General features: G+C 32.6%; 15 protein-coding genes. 5 read left to right on the plus strand and 10 right to left on the minus strand.

The annotated features are described in order from the left end of the window. Positions 1-178: 178 nt before the first annotated feature. The gene (locus HMPREF1639_RS01980) at positions 179-1,372 is read right to left on the minus strand and encodes an L-serine ammonia-lyase (RefSeq protein ID WP_036762725.1); all 1,194 of its coding nucleotides are present in this window, start codon (positions 1,370-1,372) and stop codon (positions 179-181) included. A 268-nt stretch (positions 1,373-1,640) separates the two neighbouring features. Between HMPREF1639_RS01980 and HMPREF1639_RS01985 the strand changes: the two genes are divergently transcribed. From HMPREF1639_RS01985 to dapA, 3 genes are all read left to right on the plus strand, one after another. After that, complete coding sequence (locus HMPREF1639_RS01985; RefSeq protein WP_052045376.1) at positions 1,641-2,258, plus strand: IS607 family transposase; 618 nt, start codon at positions 1,641-1,643, stop codon at positions 2,256-2,258. Continuing rightward, positions 2,258-3,436: an RNA-guided endonuclease InsQ/TnpB family protein gene (locus HMPREF1639_RS01990; protein ID WP_036762729.1), complete on the plus strand. Its 1,179-nt coding sequence runs from the start codon at positions 2,258-2,260 to the stop codon at positions 3,434-3,436. The genes HMPREF1639_RS01985 and HMPREF1639_RS01990 overlap by 1 nt, the downstream gene beginning before the upstream one ends. Positions 3,437-3,612: 176 nt before the next feature. Then, positions 3,613-4,497 carry a 4-hydroxy-tetrahydrodipicolinate synthase gene (gene dapA, locus HMPREF1639_RS01995; protein WP_036762730.1) on the plus strand — a complete coding sequence of 295 codons (885 nt, stop codon included), beginning with the start codon at positions 3,613-3,615 and terminating at the stop codon, positions 4,495-4,497. Positions 4,498-4,566: 69 nt separating this feature from the next. Here the strand turns inward: dapA and HMPREF1639_RS02000 are convergent, their stop codons facing one another. From HMPREF1639_RS02000 to HMPREF1639_RS02010, 3 genes are all read right to left on the minus strand, one after another. Then, complete coding sequence (locus HMPREF1639_RS02000) at positions 4,567-4,785, minus strand: hypothetical protein (RefSeq protein ID WP_052045377.1); 219 nt, start codon at positions 4,783-4,785, stop codon at positions 4,567-4,569. 112 nt (positions 4,786-4,897) lie between these two features. Then, positions 4,898-6,631: a CoA-disulfide reductase gene (locus HMPREF1639_RS02005; protein ID WP_036762731.1), complete on the minus strand. Its 1,734-nt coding sequence runs from the start codon at positions 6,629-6,631 to the stop codon at positions 4,898-4,900. Between the two features lie 136 nt (positions 6,632-6,767). Next, complete coding sequence (locus tag HMPREF1639_RS02010) at positions 6,768-7,055, minus strand: ArsR/SmtB family transcription factor (protein WP_036762732.1); 288 nt, start codon at positions 7,053-7,055, stop codon at positions 6,768-6,770. A 244-nt stretch (positions 7,056-7,299) separates the two neighbouring features. Here HMPREF1639_RS02010 and HMPREF1639_RS02015 point away from each other — a divergent pair, with 244 nt between their 5' ends. Then, on the plus strand, positions 7,300-8,349 hold the full coding sequence (locus tag HMPREF1639_RS02015) for an IS30 family transposase (RefSeq protein WP_036762738.1): 1,050 nt from the start codon (positions 7,300-7,302) through the stop codon (positions 8,347-8,349). A 56-nt stretch (positions 8,350-8,405) separates the two neighbouring features. Here the strand turns inward: HMPREF1639_RS02015 and HMPREF1639_RS02020 are convergent, their stop codons facing one another. From HMPREF1639_RS02020 to HMPREF1639_RS02045, 6 genes are all read right to left on the minus strand, one after another. Next, a complete protein-coding gene (locus HMPREF1639_RS02020; protein WP_084572446.1) occupies positions 8,406-8,765 on the minus strand; it encodes a metal-dependent transcriptional regulator in 360 nt (119 codons plus the stop codon). Between the two features lie 584 nt (positions 8,766-9,349). Further along, entirely contained in the window at positions 9,350-11,074 is a 1,725-nt protein-coding gene (locus tag HMPREF1639_RS02025; protein ID WP_036762741.1) for an ABC transporter ATP-binding protein, read from the minus strand. Further along, positions 11,071-12,813 carry an ABC transporter ATP-binding protein gene (locus tag HMPREF1639_RS02030; RefSeq protein WP_036762744.1) on the minus strand — a complete coding sequence of 581 codons (1,743 nt, stop codon included), beginning with the start codon at positions 12,811-12,813 and terminating at the stop codon, positions 11,071-11,073. Before HMPREF1639_RS02030 ends, HMPREF1639_RS02025 begins: the two co-directional genes overlap by 4 nt. Then, positions 12,797-14,209: an ABC transporter ATP-binding protein gene (locus HMPREF1639_RS02035; protein WP_036762747.1), complete on the minus strand. Its 1,413-nt coding sequence runs from the start codon at positions 14,207-14,209 to the stop codon at positions 12,797-12,799. The genes HMPREF1639_RS02030 and HMPREF1639_RS02035 overlap by 17 nt, the downstream gene beginning before the upstream one ends. Before the next feature lie 9 nt (positions 14,210-14,218). Further along, positions 14,219-14,899, minus strand: a complete 681-nt coding sequence (locus HMPREF1639_RS02040; protein WP_036762749.1) for an energy-coupling factor transporter transmembrane component T — start codon at positions 14,897-14,899, stop codon at positions 14,219-14,221. Beyond that, entirely contained in the window at positions 14,899-15,504 is a 606-nt protein-coding gene (locus tag HMPREF1639_RS02045) for an MptD family putative ECF transporter S component (protein ID WP_036762752.1), read from the minus strand. Before HMPREF1639_RS02045 ends, HMPREF1639_RS02040 begins: the two co-directional genes overlap by 1 nt. Before the next feature lie 150 nt (positions 15,505-15,654). On the opposite strand from HMPREF1639_RS02045, the gene HMPREF1639_RS02050 reads away from it, so the two are divergent. Further along, positions 15,655-16,623, plus strand: a complete 969-nt coding sequence (locus HMPREF1639_RS02050) for a helix-turn-helix transcriptional regulator (protein ID WP_036762754.1) — start codon at positions 15,655-15,657, stop codon at positions 16,621-16,623. The last annotated feature ends 106 nt before the right edge of the window (positions 16,624-16,729 follow it).

A 16,729-nucleotide genomic window follows, 5' to 3' on the forward strand; every position in this document is an offset into this window, starting at 1 on the left:
AACAATTGGTAGAGAATTCTTCTAATATCAAGACGAAGATAAGGGTAAAATATCCGCGTGCGAAGCACATTCGGAATTTTCCTTATCGAGTCCATGATATTAGCAATTCTCTAACACGTTACAATAGACCTTTTAAGTATCCATAAACCAAAACTACACAAAGTAATTCAAATACCAACTAGCACTCAAACCACTTTGCAAGCCCACCCTTGGCTGTTTCTCTATATTTATCCATCAAGTCGATTCCAGTTTCTTTCATAGTGATAGTTACCTGGTCGAATGATATAGTATGAGCACCATCAGTATTTAGGGCATACTTGGCAGCTGCTATTGCTCTTTCTGCAGCCATAGCATTTCTTTCTATACAAGGTATCTGTACATAACCGTATACAGGGTCACATGTCATACCTAGGTGGTGTTCCAAGCCTATTTCAGCTGCGTACTCAATCTGTTCTAGAGTACCACCAAATAGGTAGGCAGCACCTGCTGATGCCATTGAACATGCAGTTCCTACCTCACCCTGACATCCTACTTCAGCACCTGAGATAGAGGCGTTAGTCTTGATTAGGTTACCTATTAGACCTGCCACTATTATACCTTCTATTATATGCTGTCTAGTGTAGCCATTGTGTACCATCAATGAGAAGAATACACCTGGTATTACTCCTGCTGCACCACATGTTGGAGCTGTAACGATTGTACCACCTGATGCATTTTCTTCAGATGCGGCTAGGGCAAAGGCATAGTCCAATGTAGTGTAGTCCTTTGTCGCTAGGTACTTCTTGTAAAATTTTGACGCCCTTCTCTTTAGCTTTAATTCTCCAGGTATCAACTCTCTACTTTCAATTCCCTTGTCTATAGCTTCCTTCATTGTATCTACTATACTTCCCATATATTCTAAGAAGTCGTCGTCTTCTCTGTCCAATACGTACTCTACAAATGACTTGTCATTTTCCCTACAGTACTTAATGATTTCTTCAAGAGTAGAATGTTCATAGTAGACCTTGCCATCTACCTGATTTCTTTTACCTTCCTCTGCTAGGGTACCACCACCAACTGAGAATACAGTCCATTCATCAAAGGCCTGGCCTGATTCATCTAGGGCCTCAAGCATCATACCATTTGGGTGAAATTCTGGATTGATGTCATCCCTCCATATAATTTCCACATGCTTTGGCTCGATTGTCTTTTCTATTATGTAGTCTGTAAGGTGACCCTTGCCTGTAGCAGCTAGTGAACCATATAGGGTACACCTGTAGCTAGCAGCGTTGGGATTCTTTTCCTTGAATCTCTTGGCAGCCCTCTGTGGTCCCATTGTATGAGAACTAGATGGCCCACTTCCTATTTTATATAACTCTTTTAATGTATCCATAATTACCTCCATTAATCTCCATTAATCTTTTAAAAACATCACCTATTATACCACACTCTAGATATTAGGTCTATACATCTTCTTTCAAAAATTAAGCTTATCTAAGGTCTTCTTGGGTATAATATTAGTAATTATTGTAGAAAATAAGTTTAAAAAAAATGAGGTTTATAACTGTTAAGAATAACTTGTAAAAAGTTATAAATATGGATTTATTTTTATAACTTTTAATGATAGAATAAAGTATAAACACTATAAGGAGATTTTAATTATGAGTAAATACTATTCTATCAATAAATTTTCAAAAATTTTAGGAGTATCAGCACAAACGCTTAGAAATTGGGATGCTAATGGTAAACTTCATCCTCATCATACCTCTAGTAACGGATACAGATATTATTCTCATGAACAACTAAATCAGGTTATGAACATAACACCTAATTTAGATAGAATTGTCATTGGATATTGTAGAGTATCAAGCAATAAACAAAAAGATGATTTAGAAAGACAAATAGAGAATATGAAGTTGTATCTAAACGCACAAGGGAAACCTTATGAAATAATTTCTGATATAGGTTCTGGAATCAATTATAAGAAAAAAGGATTAAAAGAACTGATTAAACGCATATCTCAAAATAAGGTAGAAAAAGTCGTGGTTTTTTATAAAGACAGATTATTAAGATTTGGATTTGAATTAGTCGAATATATAGCAAGTTTATATAATTGCGACATAGAAATAATTGATAATACAGAAAAAACAGAACAAGAAGAACTTGTAGAAGATTTAGTTCAAATTATTACAGTATTTAGTTGTAAATTACAAGGTAAACGTGCTAATAAAGCTAGAAAATTAGTAAAAGAATTAATTGAGGAAGAAAGTGAAAAGTAATGATAAAGTCAATAAAAGTAAGATTGAATCCAAATAATAAACAACGCACTAAGTTATTCCAATATGCTGGGTGTGCAAGATTTGCTTACAATTGGGCTATTGCAAGACAACAAGAGAATTATAAACAAGGAAGTAAATTCTTATCAGATAGTGAATTACGAAAAGAACTTACACAGTTAAAGAAATTACAAGAATATCAATGGCTGAATAGGGTAAGTAATAATGTAACAAAACAAGCAATTAAAGATGCTTGTAATGCTTATAAGAGGTTTTTCAAAGGACAATGCAAATATCCTAAGTTTAAGAGTAAGAAATACTCTACCCCATCTTTTTATCAAGACAATGTAAAGATTCAGTTTACAGATACTCATGTTAAGGTTGAAAAGTTTTCAGTGAGTAAAAAACAGAATAAACAAAAATTGAATTGGATTAAACTTTGTGAAAAAGGGAGGATACCAACTGATTGTAAGTATATGAATCCACGTTTCACCTATGATGGGCTATATTGGTATGTGTCAGTTGGAATTGAAGTGGATAATAACGATACTCTTCCATCAAATGAAGGTATCGGAATTGATTTAGGTATCAAAGATTTAGCAATTTGTTCTGATAAAAATACTTATAAAAACATAAACAAGACACAAAGGGTAAAGAAGTTAGAAAAAAGAAAACGCAGGTTACAGCGTTGTATATCTAGAAGATATGAGAAAAATAAGAAAGGAGTAAGTTACTGCAAAACAAGTAACATTATAAAAAGAGAAAAAGAACTTTTAAAGGTAAATAAACGATTAACAAACATTCGTCACAACCACATACATCAAACAACATCTGAAATTGTAAAACGAAAACCAAGTTTTATTTGTATGGAAGATTTGAATGTAAGTGGCATGATGAAGAATAAACATTTATCCAAAGCAGTTTGGCAACAAGGGTTTTATGAATTTAGGAAACAGATTGAATATAAGTCTGAATTGAATAACATTCGATTAATTATGGCTGATAGGTTATTCCCAAGTTCTAAATTATGTAGTTGTTGTGGAAATATTAAGAAGGATTTAAAACTATCAGATAGAATCTATAAATGCCAATGTGGAAACGTCATAGATAGAGATTTTCAAGCAAGTTTAAATCTAAAGATATATGGAGAAAATGTTTTAAAACAACAATCTGTAGCATAACACCTTCAAGTTATTACAGATATGTACCGAGCGTTAATCGGGAATTTACGCCTATGGAGAGTACAAGAACTTGTAAGTAGTATCTAGATTTGTTCAGTATGAAAGCATACTCGTTGAAGTAGGAATGAAACATAAAAGTTTATGACTTTTTATAAGTTTTCAGTAACGGATATAATATGATTTTTAAAGGATGCGGAATTAACATAATTACACCATTTACAGATACAAACGAAGTGGACTTTGATAGTCTAGGAAGGCTAGTGGACACCTACTTGAAGGCAGGGGCCCAGGCCCTAGTATTAGGCAGGACTACAGGAGAGTTCTACGCCATGAATGACAATGAAATCCTTGAGGTGATAGGCTTTGTAGTCAAGAGGGTAAACAAGAGAATCCCTGTTCTTGCCCAGACTGGCCTAAATGATACTGCTAGGTCGGTGGTTTTATCTATAAGGGCCAAGGCCTTGGGGCTTGATGGCTTGATCTTGTCAGCCCCATACTATAGTCAGGGAAATGAGCTCGGCCTAATCAGCCATTTCAAGTCGATTGCCCTAGCTGGTGGCCTAGCAACATATATCGACAATGACCCTGACAGGACAGGACTAAATCTCGAGCCTGCCCTAGTTGCCAAGCTGGCTGATATTCCTAATATCGTAGGTATTATCGAGTCATCTACAGACCTAGACCACCTAGTTGAACTGGCACCACTGGCTAGTTATGAGTTTACAATCATTAGTGGTAACGACAAGACTATGCTAGCCAGCCTAAGCATGGGAGCAAGTGGCCATATATCTGTTCTTGCTAATATATGCCCTAGACCAATTTTTTCCATATATGATAAATTTGTTGCCGGTGACATAGCTGGTGCTAGACAGGTCCAGAACGACTACCTAAAGCCAATCAAGCTGATGAGTCTGGATGTCAATCCTATACCTGTCAAGACAGCCATGAATATGCTTGGCTATGAAGTAGGTAACTTTAGACTACCTCTTCACCCTATGGATCCAGATAAGGCTGCCCAGATAGCTACCTTTATCATGGATACTGGCCTAGAAAAACTTTAGTCTAAATATATTAAAGGGGCTGACCACAATGGTCAGCCCCTTTTCTCTCTTTAAGCTTAATGGATACTTCTAATTCATTTTTCTATTTAAATTATATCTAACGTCATACTCTTCGTCCAAGTCTTTCCTAAGGTCAACATTAAGTTCTAATTCAAGAGCAAAGAATGTATCATCCTCAAACACGTTGCCGAACTTTTCGACAGCTATTCTCTGTTTGGCCTCAAAAACTTTTTTTCTTTCCATGCTTGAAAAATTCATTTCTCGGATTTGTCTAGTTTTTTGTCTCATAATAGATCTCCTTAAATTGGATTTTTTACATTACCTTTCTATTATACCTTGAATAAGATTTTTTTCAAGCTTTTTTTGTAAGTATTTGAATAGTTTCTATATAAATTATGAATTATTTAGTTTTTTTAATAACATCAGAGTTGTCTGTGCAAGCTATACCTAGGCCTCCAAGACTTTCTGAGTTTGATTCCATATTTACATTTAACTTTAACTGGGCATATGAGCTAAAACCACCATCTAGGTTGATTGGCTTGAATCCATTCTGGCTAAGTATCCTACAAGCTAGGTAGCCTCTTAGGCCTACCTGACAAGTTACATATAGGTCCTTGTCCTTTGGTATTTCATCTAACCTATCCCTAAGCTCATCTAGAGGTATATTTACTGAACCTTGTATTGATCCAAGTTCATACTCTTCTGGAGTTCTAGCATCTATTAGGAAGACTCCACCAGCAACTAAATCGTCTATCTTGTCAACTGTAACAGTCTCTACCAGACCATCTAGGATATTAGTAGCTGCATATCCAGCCATATTTACTGGGTCCTTGGCAGATGAAAACGGTGGTGCATAGGCCAATTCTACATCTTCTAGCTCCCTAACTGTTAGGCCACCTGCTATAGCAGTAGCTATTACGTCTATCCTCTTCTCTACACCTGAGAAACCAACTGCCTGGGCTCCCAAAATCTTTCCACTTGGTACTTCAAATATCAACTTAAAATCAAGTGGCATGGCTGTTGGGTAGTAGCCAGCATTTGATAGTGGGTGAAGGTGGACTACCTTGTAGTTGTCTACACCCATCTGCTTTAATTTCTTTTCATTGTTTCCGGTAGATGAGGCAGTCATATCAAATACCTTGGCAACTGATGTTCCTAGGGCACCCTTGTAGCTTACATCTATACCATTTAACCTATCTGCGAGTATTCTAGCCTGCCTATTTGCTGGAGATGCTAGGGCTATGCTGGCTGGCTGACCGTATACCCTATCCTGTGTCTCTATGGCATCACCAAGAGCATATATGTGTGGCTTAGATGTTTCTAGCTTGTCGTTCACCTTTATATGACCTCTAGGTCCCATCTCTAGGCCTGCAGATACTGCTAGGGCATTTTCAGGCTTTACACCTATTGATAGGATAGTAAGGTCTGTAGAGATTTGTCTTCCGCTCTTCAATACTATAGCCTTTCCATTGTCCTTAAATGAGTCCACACCATCGCCCAAGACTAGGTCAACACCATGGTCAATCATATGGGCGTGTAGGATCTGGGCCATTTCAAAGTCAAATGGGGCCATTACCTGGTCAAGCATTTCCACTAGGTGGACCTTGACACCTCTCTCTACTAAGTTTTCAGCCATCTCTATACCTATGAAGCCACCACCTATTACTACAGCTTCCTTAGGTGATTTTTCGTCTACATAGGCCTTGATAGCATCTGTATCTGGTATATTCCTAAGGGTAAATACATTGTCAGCATCAGCTAGTCCTGGAATTGGAGGCTTGACTGGGTTGGCACCTGGTGATAGGATCAATTCATCGTAGGATTCAGTATATTCCTCACCTGTATCCACCTTTTTAACTGTCACTTCCATCTTGTCAGGGTCTATTGCAACCACTTCACTAAAGTTTCTAATATCTAAATTAAACCTCTGGCTCATACCTTCAACAGTCTGAACAAGTAGGGCTTCTCTCTCACTTATCACCTCACCTATGTAGTATGGTAGACCACAATTGGCAAAGGAAATATACTCACCTCTCTCAAACATTATTATATTAGCTGTTTCGTCCAATCTTCTCAACCTAGCTGCTACTGTTGCTCCACCGGCAACTCCACCAACAATTAGTATCTTTTTCATAATTTTCTCCTCTCAATTTATAAGTCGATACTTAAATTTTTAAAATTACTTTTTGTTTATTCCTTTGCATCTCTTTGTACAAAAGTTGCTAGATAGATTTTTATACAAGCCCTTATCACTATGTGATGCCTGACTTTTATTCTTTCATATTTCTTACTATCTCAGCCACAAAATCATTGTCTATAGAATAGATAATCTCTGTACCATTCCTCTCGCCCTTGATAATACCCGCTGCCTTTAACTTTGACAGGTGCTGGGATACAGTAGACTGGGCAAGCTCTAGACAGACGTGCATATTAGACACATTGCTAGGCCCCTCATTAACCAAGCCCTTTACAATACATAATCTAGCAGGATGAGAAATAGCCTTCAGTATATTAGCATACTCAATAAGAGCCTGGGCATTTACATTAAGTTCATCCATAGATCCACCTCCTCAATATTCAAACTTTATTATATTCGATTTTACATATATTCAACTTTCTGTATATTCATATATATAATATTAGAATGTATATGTCAATAGGTTTTTTATTTTTTCTGACAAGATTCCAGTAAATAAAAAAGGTTGATTGTATAATCAATTTGTACAACTGAATAAAAAATGATTCATTATGAATCCTGTGTTAAAATATAAGTCACAAAACAAATTCTACAGGAGGATCATAATGAATCAACTTAATTTTAACACAGAAAAGAGAAACTTTAAACACCTAAGTGAGTATGAAAGAGGAGAAATTTACGCCATGGTCGAACTAGGACACTCAATATCCTCAATTGCCAGGCATTTGAACAGGTCAAGAACTACTATTTACAATGAGCTTAAACGTGGCAGGGTAGAACAAATAAGAAATGGACACAAGGTTACAGTATACTACCCCGATGCAGGACAAACACAGTATGAAAAAAACAGAAAAAATTCAAAAAAGAAGTTCAAGGTATTAGAATGTGTAGATTTTATCAAGTTCGTAGAGGAATTATTTAAGAAACAATGCTGGTCTTTAGATGAGTGTTATGGTAGAGCAAAGTCAGATAAGCTATTTAAAAATACGGTATGCACAAAGACACTATACAAGTATGTTGAACTAGGTTTTTTGAAGATGAAAAACACTGACCTGCCTCAGAAACTTAAAAGAATTCCAAAGTCTACAAGAATTCGTATAAATAAGAGAAAGTTTGGAAAATCAATATCTGAAAGATCAAAACATATAGAGCTCAGAAAAGAATTTGGACATTGGGAAATAGATACTGTAATAGGCAAGAAAACATCAGACCAAGATGTTTTGCTGACGATAATAGAGAGAAAATCTAGATACTATAAGGTTATCAAAATAGATTCTAAGTCCTCAAAACGAGTAAATGACGCACTTTTAGATTTTATAATGGAAAGCAAAACAAAAGTTGCCGAAGTATTTAAAAGCATAACAAGCGACAATGGTTCAGAGTTTTCAGGGCTAAGTGAGCTTGAATCACTTGTAGCTATGTACTTTTGTCACCCATACTCTTCATTTGAAAGAGGCAGTAATGAAAGACACAATGGGATATTGAGACAATTCATTCCAAAAGGTAGAAGTATTAATGACTTTAGTGAGGATGAGATTATGTATTATGTTGACATAATAAATGCTAAGCCTAGAAAAAATCTAGGATACAGAACACCTGAAGAAATCTTTGATGAAGAGATGGATAAAATATACTCTACGAGTGATGTGGCTTAAAGTATAGAAGCCCTCTTTCAAATATCAGTTTACTAGTCCTAAAATAGCACTCAAGACTAAAATGAATAGGCAAGGCCTAGTCTTGACATATATTTTAGGACAAGTGCCGATATTTTTGCAAGAGTGGCAAAAAAGTGTACAAATTGATATTGCAATTTATGGAAATTATAAAAATACAAATGTCTACTATATAATTCTTTCCCAATTTTTTCTCCTTTTTCAGTTAATTTTATGGAGCGAAATTCTCTGTATACATATCCTTCATCTACTAAATTATTTACAGCTACACTGACTGATGGTTTACTTAATTTAGTATACTTAACAATATCTTTATTAAAAACTTTATCCTTATCTTGCAATAAAATATAAATTACCTCAATATAGTGTTCTTTATAAAAAACTTTTCTGTGAAGCATACTTCCCAAAATCTTACCCCTTTTCTTTTAAAATTATATCTTTATAGGTTAATTAATACCTAATTAAGGTAATTATAAATTATATTAACTAATATTACAAATCATACTGATTAATATGCTAATTTTATATGAAGTTATTCTAATTTCTCATATTATATGTAGATTATCTACTACATAGTTGATTAAATTTAAAATTTATATTTGACAACTTAAACAAATTATGCATTAGTGACCTTAGATTTACGTTGACCTGGTGTAAAATATATTTATTTTACTGAAAATATTTTTGAACATTTGTATTCAAACTGAATTACTAAGATTAAATCACTTGGTAAATATAATAATAATTACTACTTTATATTTAGAAGATTGGTGTCTAAAAAATCAAAAAAATTATATCAGGCGTAAAAAGTTATGCATCTGATATAATTTTTAAAAATTAATATTTGTATCATTTTTAGCTTAAACTTTGTGCTTATTACGACCTGTTTTTAATGCCGTTGTTTGAAGTCAGTTTATACAATAGACAATTTATAACTATGAATTTTTGTTTATTAATCAGTCTATTTCATTTATATAATAATCTAATACACATAATTTTCTGTGTTTATAGAGTTGTCTATCATTTTTCTATAAGTAAGAGAATTATTGAGTAACTCTTTATGTGTACCAATCGATTCAACAAATCCATCTTTCATAACTACAATTTTATTTGCATTCTCTATTGATTTTAATCTATGAGATATAATTATTACGGTCTTATCTTTTGTTAATTTATTAAGAGCTTCTTGAATTTTTACCTCATTTATAACATCAAGAGATGAAGCTATTTCATCAAGAATCACAATAGGAGCATCTTTTAATAAGGCTCTAGCTATCGATATCCTTTGACGTTCTCCCCCAGATAGCCTTGCCCCATTTTCACCAATTTTAGTTTGAAACTTATCAGGGAGTTTTTCTATAAACTCATAGCAACCAGAGAGTTTTGCCACTCTTTCAACCTCACCATCGCTTGCAGCTAGATTACCAATTCTTATATTCTCCATAATTGTTGTATCAAATAACGTCACGTCTTGAAAAACAACAGAAATATACTTAAATAGGCAATTTGTATCAATTTCTCTAATATCATGACCATCTATCATAATACTTCCATGATTATAATCATAAAGTCTACTGATTAATCTGAGTATAGTAGTTTTGCCACAACCACTCGGTCCAACTAAAGCTGTAACCTCATTTTGTTTAGCAATAAAACTGACCCCTTTGATTACTTTAGCACTTTCATTATAAGAAAATTCTACATCTTTGAGATTTACATCAAAGTTTTTCAACTCAACTATTTTCCCTTGTTGAGTTTTTGTATTTCTAATTTCTTTAATCCTTTTAATTCTAATATCTATATAAAAAATTTCTTCAATATACTCATAAAGAGCAGAAATTCCACCAGACATTTTTGCCGCTGCTATAATATATGCAATAAGCATAACAAGATTAATTTCTTTAGAAACATAGTAATTAATTCCGAAATAGATGGTAAATCCTATAGAAAGTTGTGCTATATAGCTAGCCAAACTAAGTGGTAAAGCTGAGATATTTTCTGTTTTCCATTGGATACTCTCTGCTTCGTTTAAATCTTTTTGTACATTAATTTGAACTTTATCTTTTAAGCCATAACTACGAATTTCTTGATTCATTTCTATTGCATTTTGAAAATTTTCTGATATTTTTCTAAGTTTTAGATAGTGTTTTTTCCTTTGAATTATCTGAATTTTTTTTGTCGCAAATATAACAATCACAGATAATACCAGAGGAATAATAATTGACAGAGCCAATTTAAAATTTCCAATAAGCATCATTATAGACATGATTATAAAATATACGCTAAATCCAATGCAACCTCCAATCGCATGTGCCAAAGCATGTTCAATTACTGAAATATCAGACATTATAGTCTGTGCCAAATCAGAGACATCATGCTTTGAAAAATAAGAAAGTGGCAACTCTCTTAAATGATTTGCTATATCAATTCTAAGGTTGGCAGATTCCTTATAAGTTTCATTAAATTTGACTTTGTAGTCTACATTTGTCAGAATTAACATTATTATAGCTGCGATTACTAATGCAATTAACGAATTGAGTATTTGACCATTATTACCTGATACTATTAAATTTGCAAAAGTTAATACAATAAGCAAAGGTGGTAAAAATGAAAAATAGTATAAAAAAGCAGTAATACTTGATTTCAAGAGTCCCTTAGCTCCGGTTTCAGTTAACTGAAATTTATTTTTTAAATACTTTTTCATCATGCAACCCTCCATTCATTTGCCTTGTTATATAAATCTTGGAGTGCTTTATATTTTCCTTCAAGCTTCATCAGTTCACTGTCCGATCCCCTTTCTACAATATGACCATCTTCTATGTAGAGTACTTCATCTACATTTTTTATAGAGGAAAGACGATGGGCAATCATAATAACCGTTTTATTTTTCATAAGAACTGAAAATGCTTTTTGAAGTTCGTACTCATTTTCGGGATCTGCCGCCGCTGAAGCTTCGTCTAGTATAATAATTTTTGCATCTTTTAAAATCGCTCTAGCTATGGCTATCCTTTGGACTTCTCCACCAGATAAATAAACACCTTTTGAGCCTATAATTGTATTTTCCCTTTCTTTAAATTTATCCAATATTTCGCTACATCTTGCCGCTTCCAACGCCCTCATAACTTCTTCATAACTCGCATTAGGTTTTCCTATTCTTACATTTTCATAGATACTAGTTTTAAATAATTTAGAATTCTGAAAAACGAAGGCAATATTCTCTAAAAGTACTTTTTCAGAGTATTCTTTAAGATTACGACCACCAATCAAAATTTCCCCATCATTAATTTTATAAAATCCCGAAATTAATTTTGCGATTGTAGATTTCCCACCACCGCTAGGCCCTACTAAAGCATAGGTTTTATTTTCGGGAAGAAGTAAGTTGAAATGTTCTAAAACCATTTCTTTTTCATATCCAAAAGAAACATTTTTAAATTCGATGTTATAATTCTCAATATTTTCCAGACTACCATAATTTATTTTATTATCATTCATATCTATTAGAGCATCCTCTAGCTTTTTCACTGCATCTTTGGCTTTAAAAGTATCTGTTGCAACCGACATAACTAAAGAAAAAGAAGATAGCAATAAACTTGAAAATACAGCAAAGTAAATGACTTTCGCTAGTATTAACAAGGTGTTTTCTCCCTTAGAAATATAAAAAATCGCGAAAGGTACACAAAAAGCATAAAACAAGTTAAATAATACCTGAAAAGTAATGTTTGGAATACGGCATGATTGTGAATATTTGTAAGTATAATTTTTATAATTCATAATAGAATCTAACATTGACTTATAATATTTTACAGTTACCCCGAATATCTTAATAACTTGCATTCCTCTAATATATTCAACCGTTGCAGCACTCATTTCTTGCAAAGAATTCATTGATTTTTCCATCAAGTCCATTCTTTTAAACATCCCTTTATATTGTAAAATTCCTATAATACTTGTGATTACAAGCAATATTCCCTGCCTATAATCAATTTTAAAAGCTAGAGTAAACATTAAAATTGGCGTAAGTATGGCAACAACAGTATTCGGAATTAAATGAGCTACAGCTTGATGAGTATTTGCTGCATTGTCATCAATTATTCTTCTTATTTCTCCAGAAGAATTCTTATCGAAAAAAGAAAAAGAAGCGTTCATCAGTCCTTTAAGACCCGCTGTTCTTAAGTTTCTTTCCAACCTAAATCCCACATAATGAGAAGCCATAGTCCCACTCATGATTAACACACCTCTAAAAATCATCAAGATAACAAGTTTAAAGGAATAATCCAATGCCAGAGAATAATTTGCATCTACAAGCAATGATTTAACGACTATCCAGAAAACCCAGTAAAATGCAATAAACACAAACACAGATATTGCTGCCAGTGTGATGGATAAATAGGCATATTTTTTTCTTTCCTGAACATATGAAAATAGATTTTTATATAAATTTTTCATTTATACCCTCCTTTTTCAACACAATAAATTTATTACAAACAAGATTGGCAAACTCCATATCATGAGTGGCAATGATAGTTACTCTATCTCTGGATACTTGCTTGATTAATTCAGTAACTCTTAACATATTCTCCAAGTCTAAACCACTCGTAGGTTCATCTAATAAAAATAAAAGTTTGTTATTAGCAATACCTACCCCTATTGCTAATCTCTGCTTCTGTCCGCCCGACAATAGATTTGGATGCTTGTCTGCATATTGTTCAAGATTTAATTGAAGCAATATTTTTTGAATCCTTTCACAATCAATACTAGGATTTCCTAATTTCAATTCGCTCTTGACACTTTCCGAGAAAAGTTGGTAATTCACATCTTGCATTACCATGTAAGAATTTCTAATCCTATTTTTAGCTTCAAACTTTTTATCATTCCAAGTTATATCACCCTTAAAACTATTAAATAGTCCTGAAATTGTTCTTAACAAACTTGTTTTACCGGTGCCATTAGGAGCAATTAGTCCTATAATATCTCCCATACTAGCCTCAAAATTAAGGTTAGAAATAATCTTTCTATTTCCTCTATAAATAGAAAGATTATTAAGTTTTAAGATTTTTTTATTATTAATTTGAAGCTTTTCTTTTTGCTGAAGTAATCTATTCGTTCCTTTTATTGATCTAAGACCCATTTCTTTTCGTACATCATCACTAAGATTTACAAACTCTTCTTTAGAATAAATCTTCTCAATCTTTCCATTCTTAAGATAAATTGAGCGATTTATTAAATCCATTAGATAAAACAATCTATGCTCCGCAATAATAATTGTCTTACCTTGACTCTTTAATAATGATATATACTGTTTCAAATCCTCAATTGATTTATAATCCAAATTTGAAGAAGGTTCATCCAATACATAAATATCAGGGTTTATAGCATAAACAGATGCAAATGCAATTTTTTGTTTCTCTCCACCTGAAATTTTAAAAATATTTTTGTTCAATAAATTGTTTATCTTTAAATCATTACAAGTTTTTTCTAATCTATTCTGCATCTCTTGTAAAGACATCCCTTTATTTTCCAATCCAAAAACAATTTCACTATCAGTATCTACATTAAAAAATTGTGTTTTAGGATTTTGAAATACAGAACCTACTCTATCCGCTAGAACATACATAGGAATGTCTTCTGTATGTTCATTATCTAAAATTACATTCCCTTTTAATTCTCCTTCATATAAAGTAGGCACTAGCTTATTTATAAGCCTCAATAAAGTTGTTTTTCCACAACCTGAACCTCCACAAATTAATATACATTCGCCCTTTTTAATATTTAAATTGATATTTATCAAATTTGAGGTTTCCTCATTTTTATATTTGAAGTTAATTTCTTGCAATCTAATCATCTTTTTAATTCACCTCACTATCGCATAAAAAATAAGTATACCCTCAGCTAATAAAACAATATAATCTACTATCCTAAACTTTATTTGAATAAGAGATGTTTTTTTACCTGGATTTTCAATACCTCTTGTAACTGCCGCTATAGTTAATTCATCAATAGCATTTGAGGCACTTATTAGAAGTGGAGTATATAAACACTCTATAAATAATGATGGTGATTTAAAAAAACCTATGAAACTTGAACGAATCTCTCTAAGCTTCATGGAATCTTTAATATAACCCCAATTCTCTTTAAGTGTAGGTATATATCTAAGCATCATTGCAAAAGTGATAATAAAAGAGTCCGGAAGTCTTAATTTTCTCATCGCCGAAATAAATTCACTTACTTTCGTTGTTTTTATCATAATAATTGCCATCATTGTGCTCGGATATACCTTGTATACTAAGGTCATCCAAGCACTAAATAATATACTTAGAGAATTATCAATTAAAACAATATAATGGGTCCAAACATACATCAAAGAAAAGTATATTAACGAAAGTATTAATGAAAATTTAATTTCGCCACTTAATGTACCTATTATAGCAATAACTATTATAAGAACACTTAGATAAGATATTTCCGCTGCCAAAGCTGTAATAATTGCACAACCTAGCAAAAAGAATACCTTTGTTCTCGGATCGAATTTCATTAAATAATTCCTGCCTTTTCAAACTGCTTATTTAACAATTTTTTCCCAATAAGTCCACTAATCAAAGCAACAATAACTGTACCAACTACCATAATAATCAAAACTTTAGGGCTGGCAACAGATTCCATTTTTTTAATATAGTCAGCTGGTGATGATTTTAACATATAGTTAATCCAAGCTTCTCTGTTTACAAAGTAAGCAAAATAAGTTCCCATTGAACCAAAACAATAAATAACATAGGAAAAGATGTTAAAAAAAGAACTTCTATATTTTTTTATGCCAGCAACTAAATCCGCAATAAAACTCGCTATCACTCCACCAATTGCCATCGCCCAGTGCATACCCATTGTATAAGCAAGCACACCACCGATAACACCTACCATAAAAATAACTCCTCTTTTGGGAACCTTAGCAATTAATAGTAAGTATGGAGTTCCTGGCAATACTGCTGCAGCAATCGGGAAATAAAAAGTTAATAATGGATTAATTGCTAAAAATCCCCCTAATATTGATCCTGAAATAAGAATTATAGCCGTAAATACTCCGATAGTAATCAAGTCTTTTATTGTGAATCTTTTTTCTTTTTTTTCTTTTGTGTAATTCATTTTATCCTCCTTAAAACTTCTATTTGGGTATCAGTTACCCTACACTAACTATTGTACCAAATTTAAATATATAGTATAATAGGTTTAAGAATAATATGTCTTTTCGTTTTGTTATTTCGTCTTATCATTTCATACTATGGAGGTGATGTTATGGAAAAGATTATAGATAAATTTAAAAGTGCAATAGAACAGAATAACTTTTTTAAACAGATAGAAACACCAGATACATACAATTCACTAGGAACAACTTGGGAAATTTCAAAAGAAATTGGAAGTGGTTTTTATTGGATGTATGCTCAGAAAAATTTATTTGATATCAAGATTCATGATTTTTTCTTTTACGAAGATTCATTCATGGAATTTAATATGCCCGAATGTCTCAGCATCACTGAGTACTTTTCTATCTCAGGAGAAGAGTTAAAACCATATAGAAGACTAAATGCAGGTTGCATTAAAACTTTTGTAGGTGGATATGAACCTTATAGAGTTCTTATTCATAAAAATATACCGGTTCGATCTATCGGAATAGAAATTATGCCTGATTTTTATGAAAAATTTTTAAAGGAACAGTATCCCAATCAATATACACATCCCCTTGAAGCCTTTCAGGCAATTGATCAAATTTATGAATTTCCACAAATGCAAAAGCTCTTCTTTGAATTGAAAAATTATAAGGAAAATAATGGACTATCAAGTCATCTTTACTACGAATCAAAAGTAAATGAATGTGTTTCTTTAGTATTGGATTATGCTAATGAACTTAAGACAGAAAAGTTAAATCCCTTAGCAGCTGACGATATTTCCTCACTAAATGATGTTGTCGATTACATCAACGATCACTATGCTTTTGATATTCCACTTAAAAGATTGGCAAATATAGCTTTAATGGGAACAACTAAACTAAAAAAATCTTTTAAACAATATAAAGGCTGTACAATTACCGAGTATATTCAGGCTAGACGAATGGCTCAAGCAGAGCACTTAATTATAGAAACTGATTTAAACATTAATCAAATTGCAAAAACTGTAGGTTACTCTACTTCAAGTAGATTTGCTACTTTATTCAAAAATAGTACGGGGTTGCTACCTAACGAGTATCGTAAAATTTCAAAAAAGTAAAATAGCGTAGTGTAGACCAACTAAAGAAGTCAATAGTTATTTTAAAAATTTTTGGTTGATTGTATAATCAATTTGTACAACTGAATAAAAAAATGATTCATTGCGA

It is taken from the genome of Peptostreptococcus sp. MV1 (assembly GCF_000758885.1).
Taxonomy (GTDB): Bacteria; Bacillota; Clostridia; order Peptostreptococcales; family Peptostreptococcaceae; genus Peptostreptococcus.

Excerpts from the sequence above, each read along its gene's own strand:
- HMPREF1639_RS02020 (WP_084572446.1), bottom strand. The coding sequence starts at position 8,765 with ATGCTTCACAGAAAAGTTTTTTATAAAGAACACTATATTGAGGTAATT.
- HMPREF1639_RS02025 (WP_036762741.1), bottom strand. The coding sequence starts at position 11,074 with ATGATGAAAAAGTATTTAAAAAATAAATTTCAGTTAACTGAAACCGGA.
- HMPREF1639_RS02040 (WP_036762749.1), bottom strand. The coding sequence starts at position 14,899 with ATGAAATTCGATCCGAGAACAAAGGTATTCTTTTTGCTAGGTTGTGCA.
- HMPREF1639_RS01990 (WP_036762729.1), top strand. The coding sequence starts at position 2,258 with ATGATAAAGTCAATAAAAGTAAGATTGAATCCAAATAATAAACAACGC.
- HMPREF1639_RS02030 (WP_036762744.1), bottom strand. The coding sequence starts at position 12,813 with ATGAAAAATTTATATAAAAATCTATTTTCATATGTTCAGGAAAGAAAA.
- HMPREF1639_RS02045 (WP_036762752.1), bottom strand. The coding sequence starts at position 15,504 with ATGAATTACACAAAAGAAAAAAAAGAAAAAAGATTCACAATAAAAGAC.
- dapA (WP_036762730.1), top strand. The coding sequence starts at position 3,613 with ATGATTTTTAAAGGATGCGGAATTAACATAATTACACCATTTACAGAT.
- HMPREF1639_RS02000 (WP_052045377.1), bottom strand. The coding sequence starts at position 4,785 with ATGAGACAAAAAACTAGACAAATCCGAGAAATGAATTTTTCAAGCATG.
- HMPREF1639_RS02050 (WP_036762754.1), top strand. The coding sequence starts at position 15,655 with ATGGAAAAGATTATAGATAAATTTAAAAGTGCAATAGAACAGAATAAC.
- HMPREF1639_RS01980 (WP_036762725.1), bottom strand. The coding sequence starts at position 1,372 with ATGGATACATTAAAAGAGTTATATAAAATAGGAAGTGGGCCATCTAGT.
- HMPREF1639_RS02005 (WP_036762731.1), bottom strand. The coding sequence starts at position 6,631 with ATGAAAAAGATACTAATTGTTGGTGGAGTTGCCGGTGGAGCAACAGTA.
- HMPREF1639_RS01985 (WP_052045376.1), top strand. The coding sequence starts at position 1,641 with ATGAGTAAATACTATTCTATCAATAAATTTTCAAAAATTTTAGGAGTA.
- HMPREF1639_RS02010 (WP_036762732.1), bottom strand. The coding sequence starts at position 7,055 with ATGGATGAACTTAATGTAAATGCCCAGGCTCTTATTGAGTATGCTAAT.
- HMPREF1639_RS02035 (WP_036762747.1), bottom strand. The coding sequence starts at position 14,209 with ATGATTAGATTGCAAGAAATTAACTTCAAATATAAAAATGAGGAAACC.
- HMPREF1639_RS02015 (WP_036762738.1), top strand. The coding sequence starts at position 7,300 with ATGAATCAACTTAATTTTAACACAGAAAAGAGAAACTTTAAACACCTA.